The organism is Arthrobacter sp. R4-81, assembly GCF_054792365.1.
The window spans coordinates 1222334-1241732 of sequence record NZ_CP096445.1 but is presented as its reverse complement, the minus strand read 5'-3'; the positions used below and the strand labels follow the sequence as shown (position 1 = coordinate 1241732).

The window sequence follows — 19399 nt, the reverse complement described above, 5'->3', positions numbered from 1 at the left end:
GAGGGAGCGTCTTGAAAAAACCGACGAAACGTGAGGGAGCGTTACAGGTCAGGCCACAGGCGGCTACATATTCTCCGGCGTTTCAATGCCCAGCAAGTCCAGGCCTTCGATTAGCCTGTGGAGGACAAGTCCGCACAGGGCCAGCCGTGATTCGCGTACGGATTCGGGAGCCTTCAGAACAGGGCACTGATCGTAGAACGTGGTGAAGAGCTGGGCCAGCTCAAAAAGATATGCGCAAAGCCGGTGCGGTTCCAGCAGTTCGCCTACCTTCCGAAGGGTGGTTCCGTACTCCAGAAGATGCAGCGCAAGCGCCCGCTCGGCCGGTTCGACGACGGCGATCCCGGCCACCGTTGCTCCCGCACCCCCCGCTCCTCCGTCAGTCGAGCCCTCCAGCGCCCCGGCCTTCCGCAGGATGGACCGGATTCTGGCCGCGGCATACTGCACATAGGGCCCGGTGTTCCCGTTTAGGGCGAGCATCCGGTCAAAGTCGAAGACGTACTCGGTGTCGTGCCCCACGGAGAGGTCGGCATATTTCACTGCGCCGATTCCTACCTGCCGGGCCGTCAGCTCGCGTTCCTCCGGAGTCAGATCAGGCCGGCTTAGGTCAACAACGGCGCGAGCCCTGTCCACGGCTTCGTCCAACAGCGCCATGAGCTTCACGGGGGCGCCGGAGCGTGACTTCAGAATCTTTCCGTCCTCCCCCAGCACGTTGCCGATCTGCACATGGATGGCCTCGACGGTTTCCGGCAGCCAGCCAGCTTCTCGAGCCGTCGCCGTGACCATCCGCAGATGCACGTTTTGCGGAGCTCCAACGACATAAAGCACCCGGTCGGCGTGAAGTTCACGGACACGGTAGCGGATGGTGGCGAGGTCGGTGGTCCCGTAACCGTAGCCGCCGTCGGACTTACGGATGATGAGCGGCAGGGGCTCGCCGTCGCGTCCGGTGAAGCCAGCAGGGAAAGTGCAAAGGGCACCATCGCTTACCCGCGCAATTCCAAGGTCCTCGAGTTCCTGGCACAGGCGTGCTAAATCAGCGTCATAGGAGCTCTCGCCGGCAATATGGTCGTCGGTCAGGCTCACGCCGAGCTTGGCATAAATGGCGTTGAAGTACAGTTTCGACTGAGCCACCAGCCGCTTCCACACCTCAAACGTCTCCTGGTCTCCGCCCTGCAGAGCAACCACCCGCCGTCGTGCCCTTGCGGCAAAACCGTCCTCATCATTGACAGAAGCGTCGAACTTTGCCCGCGCCGCCTGGTAGAACGCGCTGGGGTCATCCACCAGCAGCGCGGCCTCCTGCGATCCCTCGCCCACCTCCAGCCAATGCTCAATGAGCATACCGAACGGCGTCCCCCAATCGCCGATGTGGTTCTGCCGGATCACCGTATGCCCGAGCGCCTCGAGCACGCGCACCAGGCTGTCGCCCACCACGGTGGTTCGCAGGTGGCCAACGTGCATTTCTTTGGCCACGTTTGGGGAGGAATAGTCGACGACGACGCGATGCCGTACCGCCGTCGGCTCGCCGTCGTGCTCCCTCGCTTGGTTGAGGAGTTCCTCTATCCAAGTGCCGTCGAACGTGAGGTTGATGAAGCCGGGGCCGGAGATCTCAACCGAAGTGCAGATGCCATTCACTTCCAATGCCTCTACGATCCGGGCTGCGACCTCCCTTGGCGGAAGGCCCACTTTCTTGGCCAGGGCCATGGCGGCGTTGATCTGGATGTCGGCGAATTGCGAGGGCCGGATCACTGGGTCTGTCTGGTGGAATTCTTCGCCGAAGGCTTGGGCAATGGCGGTTTGGACTCTGGGGACAAGCAGGTCGGCTGGGCTGTTCACCCTGTCAAAATATCAGTCGGCGCCAAAAGCAACGCTCCCTCACCTTTCGCAGCCAAACGCCAAACGCTCCCTCACCTTTCGCCCCCAAACCCCAAACGCTCCCTCACCTTCCGCCGTGCGGCCGACGAAAGGTGAGGGAGCGTTCCCAAAAAACCGACGAAAGGTGAAGGAGCGTCCCCAAAAAACCGACGAAAGGTGAGGGAGCGTTGGGGGGGTAGGGAGCGTCAGTCGTCGATGCGGAAGACCTGGATCACGGACGGACGGGGAGCGCGGGCCGTGCCCGGAGCAGCAACAGCTCCGGCAGCAACGTAATCCGGGAACAGTGACCGGGGCTCTGCAAACGTACCGTCTTCGCCAGGGTGCTGGACGGCGACAAACACGTTGCGTTCGGCATCGTGGATGATGGGGCCGCATGTCTCGGCGTCCTGCGGAACGGCCAGGAACTGTTCCACACGGCCGCGCTCGGCACCTTCCAGGGTGACCTTGAACAGCCCGTCAGCCTTGCCGATGCCCGAGGGCGCGCCGTCGGTCGAAATCCACAGGTTTCCAACCGAGTCGAATGCCAGGTTGTCCGGGCAGGAAATCGGCGAAACCTTGTCCACAGGGAAGCCGCTGAAGTACGTGACGTCGCCCTGGGCCGGGTCTCCGCACACCATCAGCAGGTTCCAGTTGAAGTTCGTGGCAGTCTGGTCGCCGCTCTCCGTGATCTCCACAATGTGACCGTCGCGGTTGAGGTTGCGCGGATTGACCTCGGTGGCGCCTTCCTTGCCGGCCTTGCCGCGGTCCGAGTTGTTGGTGCACGCGACGTACACCTTGCCCGTGAACGGGTTGGGCTCCACATCTTCGCAGCGGTCCATCTTGGTAGGGCCAACCTTGTCCGCGGCCAAGCGGGTGTAGACGAGGACTTCGGCCACGGTCATTCCGGCAACCGCCGAGGCTCCGTCGACCACCAGCGGCAGCCACTGCCCGGTGCCGTCGAACTCCCCGTCTGCCGGCAGGGCGCCGGAACCGTCGATTTCGGCGAGGGGCGAGTTGCCCGTGAACTTCGCGACGTACAGGTTGCCGGCGGAGAGCAGCGTCATGTTGTGGGCGCGGTCGCCCTCAATGTACTTGTCGCGGGAGACGAACTTGTACAGGTAGTCGAAGCGCTCGTCGTCTCCGGAGTAAGCCACTACATGCCCGGAGTCCGCAACGATCACGTTGGCGCCCTCGTGCTTGAAGCGGCCCAGGGAGGAGTGCTTCTTGGGGGTCGACGTCGGGTCGAAGGGGTCCACCTCGACGATCCAGCCGAAGCGGTTGGCCTCGTTCGCGTACCCGGCGTTGCGGGTATCGAAGCGGGGATCGTCCAGCTCCCAGCCCCTGGCAGTGGCCGACGACGTCAGGCCGTACCGCTTGTCAGCGGCGGACGTGCCGGCGGCTGCGAAGTAACCCTGGAAGTTCTCCTCCCCCGAAAGGATGGTGCCCCAGGGCGTAGTTCCGCCGGCGCAGTTGCCCAGAGTTCCCTTGATGGCCTTGCCGGAGGGGTCGGCGACGGTCTTGACCAGTTCGGAGCCGGCGGCAGGACCGGTGAGCTCGTAGACCGTCTCGTTGAGGTAGCGGCGGTTGAGCGGGGCGTCCTGAACGTAGGTCCATGGTTTGCGCGCGTTCTGGCGCTCGAGCTCCACCACGGACAGACCGTGGGCAGCTGCACCGACGGCCCGCACCTGGTCAGCCGGCATGCTCGGCGGGAACATGATGGCGTCGTTGGTGTACTCATGGTTCGCGAAGAGCACCGCTCGGCGGCCCTTGCTGCCGGGGATCTCCAGGATGTCCGTGTAGTCGTTGTTGTAGCCGAACTGGCGCTCCTGGGCAGCAGCCGTCTGGTTCGACAGGTCAAAAGCGGGGGCGTCGCTGAAGAGCGGATCGCCCCAGCGGATTACCGGCTTCCACGTGAAGCCCTCGGGAACGGTGACGGCGTCAACGGCGGCGTCAACGGGAGCGATGGCAGTGAACTGGAGCCGGGAATGCAGGCCCTTTTTCGCTGCGGGCGCGAGGCCCGGACCGCCGTCGGCAACTGCTGTTTCTGCCGAACTCAACGAGCCACCAAGTACGACGGCGAGGGCTCCGGCGGCGCCGAACCCAAGGGCGGCGCGGCGGGACATGGTGGCGGAGGCGATGTCGCGGAAGTAGGAGTTGGAGCTGGTGTTGCAGACTTCGCCGGAGCAGGCGTTGTCGCATTTCAGGGCGCAGGTGACGGGGCTGCGCTTTCCTTTCGTGTGACCGAGCATGGGAAGCACGGGGAGAAAAGGAAATTTGCGCCGGGCAGTATCCGGGGTGGAGATATCAGGCATGGGGACCTTCCAGGGGGTGAGATGCGGTCCCGCCCACCCTGTCAGCGCGGTGCGAAGCCCGGAGGACGGCCCGGTGAAGCTTCGGTGAACTGAAGGTGGACGTAGACCCGTCGCAGCCGCTCCATCCACCAGTCCACACGATCGGGCGGCGCAGCGAACTCGGCCAGGAGTCCCGGGTCGGCGAGAACGCCTCGGAGCCGGATGGCGCCGTCGTCGGGCACCAGGGAATCCCGGGTGACGTCACCGGCGAGCAGCGACACCGTCCCCAGGCCGCAGGCGTAGGGCAGTTCGGGGAGCGCAGCGGCGAGCGCGAGCCCTGCTCGGATACCCACCGAAGTATCTAAGGCGGAACTCACGACGGCGGGAAGTCCGGCCTGGCCCACGATCTCCAGGGCCCGCCGCACTCCGCCCAGCGGTGCTACTTTCACCACGATCAGGTCGGCGGCTCCGGCACGGGCAACCTTCAGCGGGTCCTCTTCCTTGCGGACGCTCTCGTCCGCGGCAATCAGCACCGGGGTTCCGGCCGCCTGAAGGCGCCGGCGGACTTTCGCAAGGCCGTCGATGTCCGGGACGGGCTGCTCGGCGTACTCAAGCCCGACGTCGGCGAGCCGGGTCAGTGCGTGAACCGCCTCAGCCACGTCCCAGCCGCCGTTCGCGTCCACGCGGATGGCCGCCTTGGGAAGCGCGGTTCGGACGGCGGCGACGCGCTCGACGTCGTCCGCCAGGGACTGACCGCGCTCGGCGACCTTGATCTTGACCGCGTCCACACGGCCGAAGCGCGCCAGGACTTCGGGCACCTGGCTGGCGGGAACTGCCGGCACCGTGGCGTTGACGGGAATACGTGTGCGCAGCGGTTCGGGGAAGCCGTGCCAGCCTGCTTCAATGGCCGAGGCGAGCCAGCGGGAGGCTTCGGCGTCGGCATATTCGGGAAAGGGGCCAAACTCACCCCAGCCCCTGGGGCCCTCGAGCAGGAGCGCTTCCCGGCGCAGGATCCCGCGGAACTTCACGCGCATGGGCAGGCTGACAACGCGGGCGCCGTCGCGGATTTCCTCCCACGGCGGGAGGCCGCGGTCATTCAGCAGGGAGGCGGCTGGGGACTCGGACACAGCGCCACTCTACCTTCAGGCAGTTCGCAGGCTTTTGTGGCAATCTGGGAAAGATGACACACAGCGGCCAACCCTTAAGCGCTCAGGCGTCCTCAGGCGCTGACCATCAGGCTGCCGGACTCGATGAAGCAGCCACCCAGCGCCACCGTAGGGGCAGTAACGCTCAGAGTGACATACAAAACAGCAGCGACTTCAGCCGAGGCGGCTTCGCTTCCGGGTTCCTTTTCCTGCTGGCTACACTGGCCTCCGCCGCTGGCGTTGCCGGGACGTACTACTTCTTTGTCCGCACCACCACTGGCCAGTACATCGACGAATCGGCCTTGGTTGAGGCGGTAGCCATCCACGGACCGGCAGGCAAGGCGGCCACGAAGTTACTCGACTGGCTTCCCACGCTCTCCCTTGTCATGGCCATCATTGTGGTCATTTTTGTGTGCGTCATCCGGCAGCGGTGGATGGCAGCCGGGATCACCGTGACTGCGTGTGTGGCCGCGAACCTTGCCACGCAGGTCATCAAGGATCTGGTTCCCGTCCGGCCCTTCCGGGGCGTCACCACCCTCGACCTGAACTCACTCCCGTCAGGGCACACCACCCTCGCAGCATCCGCCGCAGCAGCGGTGTTCATCATGGCCTCACCGCGCTGGCGTCCGCTCGCAGGATTCCTGGGCGGCAGCTTCGCCGTCGCGAGCGGGGTTTCCACCCTGATCAACCAGTGGCACCGCCCCGCGGACGTCGTTGCGGCGTTCCTGGTGGTGGGGGTATTCATGTTCCCCGCGGGCTGGCTGGTGATCCGAACCGGCCCGAAATGGAATGTATGGGAGGGCTACGGACGGCAGCTGGGGTCCTTGCGGCTGTGGGTGATCCTCCCGGTGCTGACCTGCCTGGCATCTGCGGGAGTGGCCGCCTACTCGCTGCTGATGATCGGGCCGGGAGCGGGCCTGGCCGGCAGCACCATCAGCTATTTTTGGGCTGGCGTCTCGCTCATTGTGATCGGCGGATATGCGGCCACCCTGGCGGGAGTTTGGCTTTTCGGGCATGCAGTACGACGGCGGCACACGTGTGCGCGCTAGGCCCGCCCCCTCCCCCAACCGGGTAGCCCTCCGCCCAACCGGGTAGCCCTCCGCCCAAGCGGGTGGCCCACGCCCAAACTGGCTAACCTCTACCCAATTGGGGAGCGGTAGAAGCTGTTTTGAGCTCCCAGAACCACACCTGCTGCTACCCAGTCGGGGCAGCTGGTTCGGGTTCAACCCAGCGAACGTAATTCTCAGTTCCACCGAAACTTACCGATTACGTCCGTTCCCTTGTAGCTTAGAAGAATGGGGGAATGAATACTCGCACCGGCATCTTGGTAAGAGAATTCACATAAAACACATGGGGGGCCATGAGTGATCTTGGCGTGGCGGTAATAATTGAAGATGACGCTGATATGCGAAACCTTCTGGAAGCCGTTTTAAATCAAGCGGGATTCGAGGTTTATTCAGCATCCGGTGGACGTGAGGGCGTTGCTGTCGTCCGTGATAAACAACCCGACGTCGTGACGCTCGATGTGGGGCTTCCCGACATCGACGGTTTTGAAGTCCTTCGGCGGATCCGCCAGTTCAGCACCGGGTATGTGGTTATGCTCACTGGCAGAACTACCGAGTCCGATCTTCTGAGTGCACTTCAAGGCGGAGCTGACGACTACATCATGAAACCATTCCGCCCCCTCGAGCTACGGGCGCGAATAGCCGCGATGATGCGCCGCCCGCGGAAGGAACCATCCAGAGGGCATGAGGGCAGATCTCGCCAGGAAGCCCGAGCGTCTGCCGAAGTACGCCACGACGAGCACATCCTCCGGCACAGAGGGTTGACGTTGGACTTCCGTACCCGCACAGCCGCCGTGCGCGGGTCGGCATTGGACCTCACGCGGAAGGAGTTCGATCTCCTGCATGAGCTACTCCGAGGAGGGGGAGCAATCCGCACTAAATCCGATCTGGTGCGCGTCGTCAGGGGTGAGTATCCCGATGACCATCTTCGTGAAGCCGACGAGCGTGCCGTGGAAGTTCATATAGGCAACCTCCGCCGTAAGCTTGGCGAAAAGCATCCTGAAGCACCCCACTGGGTGCAGACAGTCCGTGGCCTGGGCTATCGCTTGACTCCGGCGAAGGGTGAGAACCGGGATGTCTAGGTCACAGCCTGGAATCATCCTTCAAGGCATGCACGCCGGCAGGGTTGTCCCTGAGGTAATTGTGCTGCAACTCGTTTACTGTTGCCTGGCCCTGCCGCGTCACCGCTTCCAGCAGCTCCTGTCCCATGTCCCCGACCTCGCCCATTCGGATAGCCGCCTCAAGCGTCTCCGCCAGACCTGCCAGCCGTAGCCCTCCGACCATCCCGGAGGAGTTCTTTAGGCTAAGGACTGCATCGAGGGCCGCCTGATGATCCTGACGCTCAATTGCTGTCATCAGGGAGTGGTGCCGTTGTACCCACAGTTGGGCGTAGTCGTGGGCGAAACGCACGACGATGTCCCGGCTTCCCATCTGGGCCTCCAAGTCATCAAGAACTGCACTCTCGATCCAGCGCGGCTCGCCCCCTTCAAGGCTCGGGCTTGCCCGGAAGCGGCCTGCAGAGGAAGCCGGCAGGGCAGTGTCGCGACCTCTGTCGCCCGATTGAGGACCTGAAATGTACATGTTCTAAAGGCTAGGTGCTGAACTTCGGCCAAAGATGATTCTCCGGCAGATGCTGCGGAAAGCCTGCGATTACCCTGCGAACGGCAGAAAGCTCAAGGACACTCTGTACCCAGGGGCCTCGCGCCCATGGACATAAAACTGATGGAGTGCTTTAGGCCAGGGCTGCTTAGATCCCCGCCGAGCCGCAACTATCCGGGCCTTCCGACGACGGTTCCAAGGAATTGGCGCGCAAATGATGGACAGTGCTTAGGTCGGGGCGTCCAGAAATGAATGGGCGGCGAGCTCCCGGGCTCTGGCCATCGCTTGTTCGGCAGCGCGTACTCGTTTCTGAGACCTGCCGGCTGTGCGATGGAGGTCCGCGGACCATTCGAATTCAGCCGCAGACTCCCCGTATTTCGCTTCATGGAAAAGCCGTCGGCCGATCTCGTAGCGTACGGTGGCTTCCCGAGCCCGCCGCCTGGCGAGGCGCAGGGCCTCCTCCTGCAGCAACGCCGCCTCCTGCCACCGGTACTGTCCCTGGTACACGCGGGCGAGGGCGAGCAGCGGGTGAAACCTCTTGGATGCTGATGCCAGCAGCTCTTCTCCGCGCGCAGCCGCTTCCTCGAACCGTCCCAGCAGGGCAAGGATCCATACCCGCTCCAGATCGGGGCACGAATCCAGCCGCGCCGTCAACGCTGCCCGGTCCAGGATGATCTCACGGAGCGTGGCAGGGTCGGTGACCCATACGTCGTCTCCCCGTGTCACTGTGGCACCCCCTGCCATTCCGGTCAATTCGTTTGCTGCTGAATCGAATCGGTTCTGCCCTGGCCGTTCCTTAGTTGGGTCCCGGCAACAGGCCGTAAATTGCGGATTGACCCATACTAATGCAGGGACCATCGGCTGGGATCGGCAAGGCGACGGACAGCACTCGGGCCATCTCCACACCTCCTCGCGCACCGCCGTCACCATTTCTCTGGTCCGGATTCCCGCTGTGCGGGTCCCAGAGGTCGGGCTGTCGCCGCGCCGGCACCAGGTCCTGTCGATCGGGTTCAGGGCTTGAGCTTTCTTCAGATTTTCCGCAGTAACCATAAATTTACGCAGGCCCGGCGCAGGTATCTCAAAGAAGCTCAAGGGTTGGGAAAGCTTCCTGCCCGCGTTGGCCGGCTTGGGTGCTGGGGCTGTTAGCTTCGAATAACCGGGAGGAATCCGCTCCAGCCGCGTCGTTTTGCGAACAGGCCGCGGGCGGAGCGGATTCTTCATCCGGGACATTTCCGTGATCGCTACACTCTATAAGCAAAGGTCTCAACCCATGCGTAGTATTTCCCGTATTTCCCTTGTTGCAGCCGCATCCGCCGCACTCATCGGCTTCATGGCCCTTCCGGCTTCCGCCGCCGACACCACCGCCACCGTGGAGGTGCCCGCCGGTTCCATTGGTATCTCCGCCCCGGCCAATACCGCGCTGAGCGCCCTGACCCCCGGCGGCACCGCATCTGCCAGTCTTTCCGGTGTAGCGGTTACAGACAACCGCGCCGGTCAAGCCAACTGGAGCGCCCAGGTCTCCCTCAGCAACTTTGTCGGTGCGACCCCCACCAACATCATCCCGGCAACCGCCGCGAGCTACGCCCCCGCCGCAGCTGATGAAACCGGAACATCCACCGTCGCTCCCACCACCCAGACGGACCTATCCACGGCCAAGACAGTTCAGGCCGCGACCGGCGTCAGTGGAAACAACACCGCCACCTGGGGAGCCACGCTCAGCGTCACTGCACCCTCCAATGCGCTGGCCGACACCTACACGGCAACCCTGACCCACTCGCTCCTCTAAGACCAGTCAGCAAGTAGCAGATCCGGAGCGGTCGCCTGCAGTTTGCAGGCGACCGCTCCGGGGGCACACCCACCAGTTCCCCTATTTCAAGACGAGGTCCCGTTTTGCGTTTCCTGATGACAGTGTCCGTGATGATCCTGCTGGCACTCCTCCAGATAGTGCCAGCCACGGCATCCGCCATCACGAACCCTTCCGCTGCAACCGCCCCCGCCAAGGCTGATCTGAGCATCCAGCTGCTGGATATTCCGGCCAGTACGCAAAATGACCCGAGGGCACGGACCTACATCATTGACCGTCTCGCCCCCGGCGGCGAGATCAAACGCAGGATCCGGGTCGAGAACAACAGCGCGGCCACACAAACGGTGCACCTCTATTCGGGAGCGGCGCGCATCGACGGCGGTGTCTTCGTCGGCGAGGACTCCGGGGTGCGGAATGAACTAAGCACCTGGACGACCCTGGCAGACCCGGAGGTTGATCTTGGGGCCGGAGAATCAGCCGAGGTCCTCGTGACCATCAAAGTCCCCGCCAACGCGCCGGAGGGCGAACAGTACGGCGCCGTCTGGGCAGAAATGCGCAGCGCACCCGGCAAAGGAGGCGTCGTCCAGGCCAGCCGGGTCGGCATCCGCATCTACCTCTCCGTCGGCCCGGGCAACGGCCCGCCTGCCGACTTCAGCATCGCCTCCCTCACACCTTCCCGTAGCCAGGAGGGCGATCCAGAGCTCGGCGCCCTTGTCACCAATACCGGCGGACGAGCCCTGGACATCACCGGCGAGCTCAACCTGACCGCGGGACCGGGTGGTCTGTCTGCCGGTCCCTTCAGCGTCCAGTCGGCAACCACCATCGCACCTGGCAAAACCCAGAAGGTCACCTTCACACTGCCCCGGGAACTCCCCAACGGCCCTTGGACTGCAGGTATCAAGCTCAAGAGCGGGCTGGTGGAACGTGAAGCGTCGGCCCCGGTTACCTTCCCTGATGCTGGCCCCGGCGAACCCATCATTGCCGTCCAGAACGACAACAACCAGTGGGTCCCGGTGGCCGCCGTCGCTGCAGCAGTACTGATGACCCTGATCGCCACGGCCCTGCTGATCCAACGCCGGAGCCGCCTGCGCCGAACTGCTTCAGAGGAAACCCCTCAGCCGGGCACACGGCGGGCCAACCGGCAGAGGACCGGTGCCTCAAGATAGGGGCGGCCGCGTGCGCGTCCCCCGCATACCAGTAGCAGCCTCCACCGGCCTCGCCGCTGCCGGAGACAGTTTTCGAGCACCAGGTTCGGGACGCCTCCACCGCACCATCCGGAGGACGAATGCTCATCTGGGTGCTGATCATTCAGGTGGCGTTCGCACTGGCAGCCGGCGCCACACTGCTGCTCGTCCCTTCCACCGCCTTTGACCAATCCTGGCCTCAGTTGGCAGCTGCCGCCTTCGTCGTGATCGAGAAGATCCGAGCGCAGGGCACCGCAGACCTGATCGACACCGTACTGAGCACCAGCAGCGAATGGCTCCGGGCTGTCGATAACGACGGCAGCCTTGGCTGGGTTGAACTGTCCTGAAAGATCAGGCCGGCTCAGAACGGCACAGCGGAGGTTTTGAAGGAACCAGCAGACTCCTCCCCCGAAATCAGTAGTTCCGGCGGTGCCTGAGCCGGGGAATTGTCACCGCGAAGACGGCAGCTGCGGCGAAACCCAGGAGCCCGGTTGCGCGCACTCCCACACCCAGCGAGGTAAGAGCCGTGACAGCTGAGAGCAGCACAGGCCCTCCCGTGGAGCCGGCATCGGCGATGAACCTCCACAGGCCCAGAAACTGCCCCCGGCCATGCTCGGGCGAGAAGTCCGCTCCGAGGGTCATGTTGAGGCCCGAGCTGATGCCGTTCCCGAATCCCACCAGCATGGCGACGAGCGTGAGCCCCAGGAATCCGGACGTCAGCGGAATCAGCAACAGAGCAACCCCCATGATGAGCGTGGCAGGTAGCGCAACCCAGAGCCGGCCTTTGCGGTCCATCAGTTTGCCTGCCGGATAGAACACCAGCATGTCCACCGCGCCGGACAACCCGTAGATCAGCGAGGCCTGGGTGGCATCCATCCCCAGGTGGTCGGCCCAGAGCGGGATCACCACCTGGCGGGAGGCACGCAGGGCGTTGAGCAGCAGGATCCCGAAGCCAACAGTGAGGAACACGCCTGCATGGGAGGAGCCAACGCTGCGGAGGGTAGGCTCCGGTCCGGTCTGCGAACCAGCCGTGTCCGGGAGTGTCAGCTCCCGGATGGTCAGGGCAATGACGGCAGCAGCGAGCATCGCGGCCACCCCTACCCAGTAGGCGCCGCTGATTCCAGCTAACTGCATTACACCCGCACCGATGAAGGGCCCCAGGAAGATCCCGATCCTGCTGATTCCCCCAAGAGTGGACAAAGCCCTTGCCCTGAACTTCACGGGTACTGCTTCCGTGAGGTACTTCTGCCGCGCCAGGCTGAAAACGCTAGAGGCCATCCCGACGACGACCATCGCCGCTGCGAGCAGCCAGACTCCATCGGGGACCAGCAGGGAAAGCCCTGCGGCGGTCAGTGCCAGTGCTCCCGCCGCTCCGGCGCCCACGATGGACGACTTCTCGCCGAACCTCAGGGTGATCAGCGAAGCCGGCAGGTTGAAGAACCAGGACCCGAGCCCGATCAGCGTGACGATAAGCGCGGCTGCAGCTACGGAGGCGCCAAGGTCCCGGGCTGTCAAGGCCACCACGGGGAGTACGGCCCCCTCCCCCAAACTGAACAGCAGGCTGGGACCGAAAGCGGGAACGGCGATACCCCGGAGGCTGAACGGAGGGGCTGCGCGCTGGGTGGTCATCCCTTTTATCCTAGGTGTCCCGCCGCGCCGCCCCGGAAACAAGTCCAGCAGACCCCGCGGGACGGGAACGTTGGAGCAGCCAGCCCGCCACCACCAGGATGGCGCCGAAGAGCAGGAACAGGAGGTCGGCAGCAGTTTGCCAGGGGCCGCTGATCACATGGTGGATGGCCAGGACATGGTGATTCACTATGCCCTCCACCAGGTTGAAGGCTCCCCATCCCACCAGGACCCAACCCCAGAGGACCCTTGAAGCCCAGACCCTCTCCCGGGCTTTTGCCACCCTGGAATACAGCATGGCTAGGCCCACCACCACGGCCAGCCAGGTGAACGAATGGAAGAGGCCGTCCCACAGCGTATTCATTTCCAGGCCCTCGACCGTATCCACGGGATGGGGTCCGACCGGGATATTGGCGGTGTCCGCGCTGCTCAGCATGTGGTGCCATTGCAGGATCTGATGCAGTACGATGCCATCCACAAACCCGCCAAGGCCAATCCCCAAGAGGATCCCCGGCAGCCGGATGGCGGGTGCTCCGCTCCTCCACCCGCGACCTTCCGAAGCCAGCTTCTCAGACATCCGCAACCCCGCTCCTGCTCGGCACAGCCATTTAGACAGTAAGCTTACTATCCATGAAGTCCATCGACGAAGATGCCCACACCCCGCATCCGGCACCTGCTCCCGATAAAGGACCACGAAACGCCAACCCGGGACGGCGATATCCTCAAGCCATGGACCGTTCCGCACAGCCTGACGTCACCGACGTCGAGTACGGGGGCCTCCGCGGGCGCATCTACGCGTCCAAAAGCAACAGCGGAAATCCCGACGGCGGGCCTACCTTCCTCCTGGTGCACGGCATTGGCGTCTCCCACCGCTACCTTGCCCGGCTGCACAAGGCCCTGGCCTTGTCTGCGGACACCTACTCCATCGATCTCCCGGGGTTCGGCTCAATGCCTAAGCCGAAGCGGCAATTGAGCGTGGAGGAGTACGCCTCCTTCATCCGGGTGGCCCTGACAGACCTTGGCATCACGGAGAACTGCGTCGTCATAGGCCACTCCATGGGTACGCAGTTCGGGGTGGAGGCGGCCATCCAGGATCCGGGGCAGTTTTCGCGCGTGGTGCTGATGGGGCCTGTGGTGGATCCGAAGCGGAGGCATGTTCTCAAGCAGGCCTGGGATCTTATGCGGGACGGTGTGGGCTCCGAATCTTGGAGCTCCAACTGGATCGTCTTCTCGGATTACTGGAGGTGCGGGCCGCGCTGGTACCTGAAGGAGCTGCCCGTGATGATGGACTACCCCATGGAAGAACGCGTGGCACAGGTCAAGGCTCCGGTCCTGGTGATCAGGGGTGAACAGGATCCCGTGGCCAAGGGGGATTGGGCGCGCAGGCTTGCAAGGCAGGCGGGCGGCCAGCTCGCCGAGTTCCCTGGATGCGGACACGTGGTGCAGCACCTGGCCACGGAAAAGGTTGCCGAGGTGATCAGGACGTTCGCAGGCCTTCCCGCTGTGGCGTCCAAGGACGGCCCGAGGTGAATGGCGCCGCCCGGCGGGGAGGGAAAGCCCGGCCGGCAGAGAAAGTCCGCACGGCATTGAGGGCCCGGCGGGCCATACAGAAAGCGGTGTGGTGGACGGAGGACTACGCCTATGCCACCGGCCGGCAGCTCCGCAGTTTCTTTGACCGCACCCAGCCGGACGACTTCCTCAGCGGTACCGGACGCCCCGTCGTCGTGATTCCCGGTGTGTACGAAAACTGGCAGTTCATGCTGCCCCTGATCACTGCCCTGCATCAGGCGGGGCACCCCGTGCACGTGGTCACTGTGCTGCAGCGGAACCGACTCGCCATACCGGCGGCGGCCAAGCTGGTGGCCAAGCACCTGGCTGCCGCAGACGTGATGAACGCCGCCATTGTGGCGCACAGCAAGGGCGGCCTGATCGGCAAATACCTCATGATGACGCACGACGGCGAGCGGCGGGTCGAGCGGATGGTGGCGGTCTGTTCGCCGTTCTCGGGATCCCGGTACGCCCGTTTCATGCTGGCGCCGAACCTGCGGGCGTTCTCCCCCCGGAACGCCCTGACCCTGCAGCTGGCCCGGGAAGAACGCATCAACCACCGCATCACATCGGTGTTCGGGCCGTTCGATCCTCACATTCCGGAGGGCAGCATCCTCCCCGGGGCGCGGAACATCAAGCTGGACGTCCCGGGGCACTTCCGGATCCTGGGGCACCAGGACACCGTCCGCACCATCCTGGAAGAGATTCCGCTCTAGGACGTTTGCAGCCTCCGCACGTTTAGGGCTGGAGTGCAGTATGGGTGGCTTCGGGCTTCCGGTGGAAGCAAAGGTAGAAGCCCACAGCCTGTTCCATCATGTAGAACACGAACGGCGGTATGTCCTTCTTGGCCACAAGAATCGCTGCGAACGCAGGAGCGCTCAGCAGGGTGGTCAGCCCGATCCACCGCCTGGCCCGGTCGCCCCGCGCCGGAGTGCTCGGTGCCGGGTCGCTCTGGGCCGGCATTGTCAGCAGAGCGGTCCCCAATGACGCGAGGGCCACGAGGTGGAGGCTGCAGTAGCTAATGAAGGGCCACACCGGACCGCGCCGGTAGGCGAACCTTTCAAGGTCCGATCCCCTGTCGGCGAGGTCGGCCACGAACAAGGGCGCCCCCACAAGCAAGGCTCCTGCCGCCGCCGTCGCCAAATTCTTGGGAGGCCCATCCGGAAGGGCCTGGGCAAAGCGGGCGAAGCCGACGGGCACAGTGGCTGTTCCTGCGGCGGTCAGGAACTGCCCGGCCACCCATCCACGTCGGCCGCGCTGCAGCAATGCCAGACGGTCCGCTGCCCGGGGTGTTGTGTACACGCGTGGTACCGGTGAGATTCCGACTTCCCACCACAATGGTGCCTGCCACAATGACTGCCCCTGCCATCCGGTAGGGGTACCCGCCGCGATCGGCGTGGGCCGCCTTCATGTGTCAGCCCGCCGGGTGGTCAGCAAGAAGTTCGGCCAGAGACTCCAGGTTGGCGCGGATTGTCCTGCCCTGAGCGCGTTCGATGAGCGGATCGGCCAGTTTGCCGAAGACGCCACCGAGGCCTGTTTCGGCGTCAACGCGGTAAGTGAGCTTTGTCCCGCCGTCGACGGGTTCCAAAATAAGGGCCACCTGGAATTTCAAGGGGCCGTCAACGGCGGTATTGACCACGCGGTTGGGCGGATCGAATTCAGTGACTTCCGTTGCCCATTCGAACCGGCGGCCCAAGATCTTGCTGGTTCCACGCGCACGGGTTCCGACGCGGGGCGGGCCGTCGCTGACCTGCTCCGCCTCAACCACCGAGCTGTCCCACACGGGGAGATTCGTGGGGTTGGCGATGAAGTCGAAAACTACGTCCGGCTCCCGATGAAGCACGACACTTTCTTCTATGACAGGCATGACTGTCCCTTCAGATGGTCCCAACGAACTCGTCAGGTGGCACAAATTCTCCGCCGCCGTCTTTAAGGGGTCAAGATGTAGGGACTTGCCTGCCTAGACGTAGCCGTCCACAATCGCGGCAGCGATTTCCCGGTAGGCCCGCCGGGTTTCGGGCCGCAAAGCCTCAAGGGTGACCAGGTCGCCGTCGGCCACTCCCCTGTCGTGGGGAACGGCAATCAGTTGCCGGCAGATGCCTGACAGGTGCTCCTCGATGGCGTCCTTATCCACACGGGTGGAGACCTCGTCCTTGTCCGTGATCACCACAATGGCGTTACGCGCCAGCTCCTCGTAGCCGTGGTGGGCCAGCCACTGCAGGGTGCTCCGGGCGCGCTTGGCACCGCTGACGGCGTAGCCGGCGGCGATGATGAGATTGTCCGCCGATTGCAGGATGCCGCTCATCGCGTTGTGTGTGACACCGGTGCCGCAATCGGTCAGGGCGATCGAGTAGTAGCTGGAAATGAGCTTTCGGATACGCAGGTATTCCTCAGCTGTAAGGGAATCCGAGACTTCAGGATCCTGCTCTCCCGCGATGAGGTGCAACCGGCCTGCATGGTGCATGTAGCGTGCCAGGGCCGTGAGCGAATCGATGGATTCGATGTTCTTGAGCAGGTCCGTGATAGTGCGCGGGCTGGCCTGCTGGTAGATCCCTTCGCCGAGGGCGCGCTCCACCAGGTCGCCGGAATCCGGGTTGGCGTCGATGGCGCAGGGCGGGTCGCCGCGGAATTCGGCGAGAGTGAGGCCGACGCCAACTGTGGTGGAGGTTTTGCCGATGCCGCCCTTGAGGCTGAGGACCGCGGTGTTGTAGCTGCCCTGCAGCTGCCGTGAGATGCGGCGGCCGAGTTCGTCTTCCTCGCGTTGGCGGGCGCTGGGGCCAAGATTCAGGGCGCCGCCGGTGACGGCGTAGAGCACGCCGCGGAAGCCTCCGATGGGGCGGGGCTTCTGCTCGCGGACAAAGAGGCCCGGTGAGCTGATGAAGTCCGGCATCGGGGCATCGGCCAAGGCCTCCCGGGCGGCGTTCCGGCTTTTTCCGCGCTTTGGAACGGCCACGGCATCAGGGGCCGGGCGGTTATCTATGGACGAATCCGGCAGTGGGGAGCCGGAGGGTTCACGTTCGGGTGGGCTGGGGATCTCCGCCTCGAGGGTTGCGACGGAGCCGGTTGCGCTGGGTACCGTTGGTATCGTTCCTGTGGCGTCGCTGCCATCAGTGCGACGGCGGTCGCGGCGGCGCACCAGCGGCTCTTCCTGGCCTGGCGCTGCATCAGTGCGGTCTTCCAAAGAATCGGACATTTCTGATCTCCCATAACTCGCAAGTTGAGACCTGCGGAGGCCGTAAAACTTCGTCCAGCTAGCAATTCTAGGTGGTTAGCCTGCAGTTCCTGATTCTGGAGCGGGCTCGGGCCGCTCCCGCGCTTCTGGTTGTGCACATGGGCAGCACAATTTACATTGAAGAATGACCACTTCCTCGGAACGTGAGCGCGTTCTTGAACTGCAGGACCTCATCATCAGCAGCGAAAGCGTTGCTGAGTTTTTGGGGCACCTCTCCTCATTGGCCGCTGCCGCCCTCAGCCGCGAAAGCGGCTCCACTGTGGAAGTCGGGGTCACGCTGAAACGGCGACGGCGGACGGACACCGTTGCGGGCAGCAGCCCGCATGCGATCAAGCTGGACAGGATCGAGCAGCAGCTGGGTGACGGCCCCTGCATTCAAGCATTGCGGGTGAAAAGTACCGTCCTGCTGGCGGACGTCCGCAGCGATCCCCGCTGGCCTCGTTATCAGGCGGAGTTGGAGAAAGTCGGCTGTTACAGCACTCTGGGCGTACCCTTGGAGATCGGCGATGACTCTTCAGCGGCCCTGAACTTCTTTGCCAGCGAAACGAACGTCTTCACGGACGGCGTGGTGCGGGAAGCAGAGGACTTCGCTGACATCGCTGGCCGGGCTCTGCGCCTGGCGGTCCGCCTGGGTTCTGTCCAAAATCTGGCTGACGATCTCAAGTCAGCAATGCAGAGCCGGACGTCCATTGATCTGGCGTGCGGCGTGATCATGGGCCAGAACCGCTGCTCGCAGGAGGAGGCCATGGCCATCCTTGGAAAGGTATCGAGCCACCGCAACCAGAAACTGCGAGTTGTGGCCGAGGAAATGCTGGGCAACATTTCAGGAGCGAAGGTCAGTACGCACTTCGACGGTTAGCTTTGACTTCGCTCCGGCACTGATTACCAGAGGCGTCTCCTAGTGCGCGCTAAGAGCCAGGACGACGACGGCGGCTGCCGCCAGCGAGAGGACGGCAAGCACCAGTAGCCCTACCCATTTTGGACGCTGCTTATGCGGGTTGATGTCGATGTACGGCATGGGAACCTTCCTTGGGAGACTCCGGTGATCGTAACCCGAATGTTGACGGTCCGATTGTCACGAGGAAAAGTCGATTGCTTCCGAGTGCTGCCCAGCTGGCGCTTAAACGTAGTGGTGGCAGGCCAGCTCCTAGTGGTGGCCGCGGGTCTCCTGGAGCCGCTTAATGAACCAGCGGGATTGTTCCGGGCCGTAGGGAAGCACAGGGATGGCCTTCGTGGCATCCGACGGTGTATCCCGGATGGATTGCCAGGCCTGGCGCACTGCCGTGCTCATGGTATTGGCCATGGTTTTCACGAACTGGTCGCTGCAGGGACCGCCATGGCCGGGAATGAGGAATTCGTATCGGTGCCTCAGCGCAGAGATATGCCGCAAGACGTCTGCCCACTCCTCCGGGTATGAGTCCTCGAAGGAAGGGTGCGCGCCCTGCTCCAGCAGATCGCCTGCAAAAAGTGTGGTGGGAGTGCCCACCAGCAGATCGCCATCAGTATGGCCTCGGCCCAGCCAGAAGAGGGTTACTGTGAGTCCACCCAGATCAACCAGCACGGGCTGGTCCTTGACGATGGCGTTGGGCACCACCAGTTCCACGTTATCGCCTTCACCAGCGGCCATCTCCGGTTCAATGGAGGCAACGAATCGGCGCTGGGCGTCGCCGTTTTCCTCAATCTCTGCAGCACAGTTCTCGTGGGCCCAGAACTCCGTAACCCCGGCGCCTGCGAAAACCGAATTGCCAAAGAAGTGATCGTAGTGGGCGTGGGTATTCACCACCACAAGGGGCAGTTGGGTCTTTTCGCGGACCGCGTCCAAGATTTCCCGGGCCTGCCGTGGACCGCAACCTGTATCAATCACCATGGCCCGTTCCGTACCTACAACCAAGCCAGTGTTCAGCAGTGAACCCTGGGTTGCGAGCACATAGTTTTCAGAGCCAACTTCTTGCCATGGTGACATTACTTCTCCGTACTTCCGGCGTGTACCTGCGTTGTTCAGGCCTCGATTCTACGCGGTGAGGCTTGGGACGGCCGGGTTGTGGGGCCCGCAACAAC

The 19399-nt window shown here is 63.7% G+C and carries 20 protein-coding genes; 9 read left to right on the top strand and 11 right to left on the bottom strand.

What is annotated here, in order from left to right; genetic code table 11:
* Nucleotides 1-63: 63 nt before the first annotated feature.
* The 3 genes from argS to M1E05_RS05805 all read right to left on the bottom strand — a co-directional run bounded on the left by argS (nt 64) and on the right by M1E05_RS05805 (nt 5173).
* Complete coding sequence (argS, locus tag M1E05_RS05815) at nt 64-1830, bottom strand: arginine--tRNA ligase (RefSeq protein WP_458111725.1); 1767 nt, start codon at nt 1828-1830, stop codon at nt 64-66.
* Between the two features lie 224 nt (nt 1831-2054).
* Entirely contained in the window at nt 2055-4160 is a 2106-nt protein-coding gene (locus M1E05_RS05810) for a PhoX family protein (protein ID WP_461164714.1), read from the bottom strand.
* Nucleotides 4161-4201: 41 nt separating this feature from the next.
* Entirely contained in the window at nt 4202-5173 is a 972-nt protein-coding gene (locus M1E05_RS05805) for an o-succinylbenzoate synthase (protein ID WP_461165197.1), read from the bottom strand.
* 146 nt (nt 5174-5319) lie between these two features.
* Here M1E05_RS05805 and M1E05_RS05800 point away from each other — a divergent pair, with 146 nt between their 5' ends.
* Nucleotides 5320-6333, top strand: a complete 1014-nt coding sequence (locus M1E05_RS05800) for a phosphatase PAP2 family protein (RefSeq protein WP_461164713.1) — start codon at nt 5320-5322, stop codon at nt 6331-6333.
* A 311-nt stretch (nt 6334-6644) separates the two neighbouring features.
* Complete coding sequence (locus tag M1E05_RS05795; RefSeq protein ID WP_458111728.1) at nt 6645-7430, top strand: response regulator transcription factor; 786 nt, start codon at nt 6645-6647, stop codon at nt 7428-7430.
* A 1-nt stretch (nt 7431) separates the two neighbouring features.
* On the opposite strand, the gene M1E05_RS05790 is transcribed toward M1E05_RS05795, so the two are convergent.
* Nucleotides 7432-7929 (bottom strand): Hpt domain-containing protein, encoded by a 498-nt coding sequence (locus M1E05_RS05790; protein WP_458111729.1) that lies wholly within the window; start codon nt 7927-7929, stop codon nt 7432-7434.
* Nucleotides 7930-8175: 246 nt separating this feature from the next.
* On the bottom strand, nt 8176-8673 hold the full coding sequence (locus M1E05_RS05785; RefSeq protein ID WP_458111730.1) for a hypothetical protein: 498 nt from the start codon (nt 8671-8673) through the stop codon (nt 8176-8178).
* A 106-nt stretch (nt 8674-8779) separates the two neighbouring features.
* On the opposite strand from M1E05_RS05785, the gene M1E05_RS05780 reads away from it, so the two are divergent.
* The 4 genes from M1E05_RS05780 to M1E05_RS05765 all read left to right on the top strand — a co-directional run bounded on the left by M1E05_RS05780 (nt 8780) and on the right by M1E05_RS05765 (nt 11282).
* A complete protein-coding gene (locus tag M1E05_RS05780) occupies nt 8780-8968 on the top strand; it encodes a hypothetical protein (protein ID WP_458111731.1) in 189 nt (62 codons plus the stop codon).
* Nucleotides 8969-9217: 249 nt separating this feature from the next.
* On the top strand, nt 9218-9733 hold the full coding sequence (locus M1E05_RS05775) for a hypothetical protein (protein ID WP_458111732.1): 516 nt from the start codon (nt 9218-9220) through the stop codon (nt 9731-9733).
* A gap of 116 nt (nt 9734-9849) precedes the next feature.
* Nucleotides 9850-10917, top strand: coding sequence for a hypothetical protein (locus M1E05_RS05770; RefSeq protein WP_458111733.1), 1068 nt, complete (start codon nt 9850-9852; stop codon nt 10915-10917).
* 119 nt (nt 10918-11036) lie between these two features.
* Entirely contained in the window at nt 11037-11282 is a 246-nt protein-coding gene (locus M1E05_RS05765; protein ID WP_458111734.1) for a hypothetical protein, read from the top strand.
* Nucleotides 11283-11349: 67 nt separating this feature from the next.
* Here M1E05_RS05765 and M1E05_RS05760 read toward each other — a convergent pair whose 3' ends face one another.
* On the bottom strand, nt 11350-12564 hold the full coding sequence (locus M1E05_RS05760; RefSeq protein ID WP_458111735.1) for an MFS transporter: 1215 nt from the start codon (nt 12562-12564) through the stop codon (nt 11350-11352).
* A gap of 10 nt (nt 12565-12574) precedes the next feature.
* Nucleotides 12575-13138, bottom strand: coding sequence for a DUF2243 domain-containing protein (locus M1E05_RS05755; RefSeq protein ID WP_458111736.1), 564 nt, complete (start codon nt 13136-13138; stop codon nt 12575-12577).
* 152 nt (nt 13139-13290) lie between these two features.
* Between M1E05_RS05755 and M1E05_RS05750 the strand changes: the two genes are divergently transcribed.
* Complete coding sequence (locus tag M1E05_RS05750; RefSeq protein ID WP_458111737.1) at nt 13291-14091, top strand: alpha/beta fold hydrolase; 801 nt, start codon at nt 13291-13293, stop codon at nt 14089-14091.
* Nucleotides 14088-14825, top strand: coding sequence for an esterase/lipase family protein (locus M1E05_RS05745; RefSeq protein ID WP_458111738.1), 738 nt, complete (start codon nt 14088-14090; stop codon nt 14823-14825). The genes M1E05_RS05750 and M1E05_RS05745 overlap by 4 nt, the downstream gene beginning before the upstream one ends.
* Nucleotides 14826-14847: 22 nt before the next feature.
* Here the strand turns inward: M1E05_RS05745 and M1E05_RS05740 are convergent, their stop codons facing one another.
* From M1E05_RS05740 to M1E05_RS05730, 3 genes are all read right to left on the bottom strand, one after another.
* Nucleotides 14848-15411, bottom strand: coding sequence for a hypothetical protein (locus tag M1E05_RS05740; RefSeq protein WP_458111739.1), 564 nt, complete (start codon nt 15409-15411; stop codon nt 14848-14850).
* Between the two features lie 112 nt (nt 15412-15523).
* The gene (locus M1E05_RS05735; RefSeq protein WP_458111740.1) at nt 15524-15976 is read right to left on the bottom strand and encodes an SRPBCC family protein; all 453 of its coding nucleotides are present in this window, start codon (nt 15974-15976) and stop codon (nt 15524-15526) included.
* Nucleotides 15977-16069: 93 nt separating this feature from the next.
* Nucleotides 16070-17302 carry a MinD/ParA family ATP-binding protein gene (locus M1E05_RS05730; protein ID WP_458111741.1) on the bottom strand — a complete coding sequence of 411 codons (1233 nt, stop codon included), beginning with the start codon at nt 17300-17302 and terminating at the stop codon, nt 16070-16072.
* A 163-nt stretch (nt 17303-17465) separates the two neighbouring features.
* Here M1E05_RS05730 and M1E05_RS05725 point away from each other — a divergent pair, with 163 nt between their 5' ends.
* Nucleotides 17466-18200 (top strand): GAF and ANTAR domain-containing protein, encoded by a 735-nt coding sequence (locus tag M1E05_RS05725; protein ID WP_458111742.1) that lies wholly within the window; start codon nt 17466-17468, stop codon nt 18198-18200.
* Nucleotides 18201-18488: 288 nt separating this feature from the next.
* Here M1E05_RS05725 and M1E05_RS05720 read toward each other — a convergent pair whose 3' ends face one another.
* Nucleotides 18489-19304, bottom strand: coding sequence for an MBL fold metallo-hydrolase (locus M1E05_RS05720; RefSeq protein ID WP_458111743.1), 816 nt, complete (start codon nt 19302-19304; stop codon nt 18489-18491).
* Between the last annotated feature and the right edge of the window lie 95 nt (nt 19305-19399).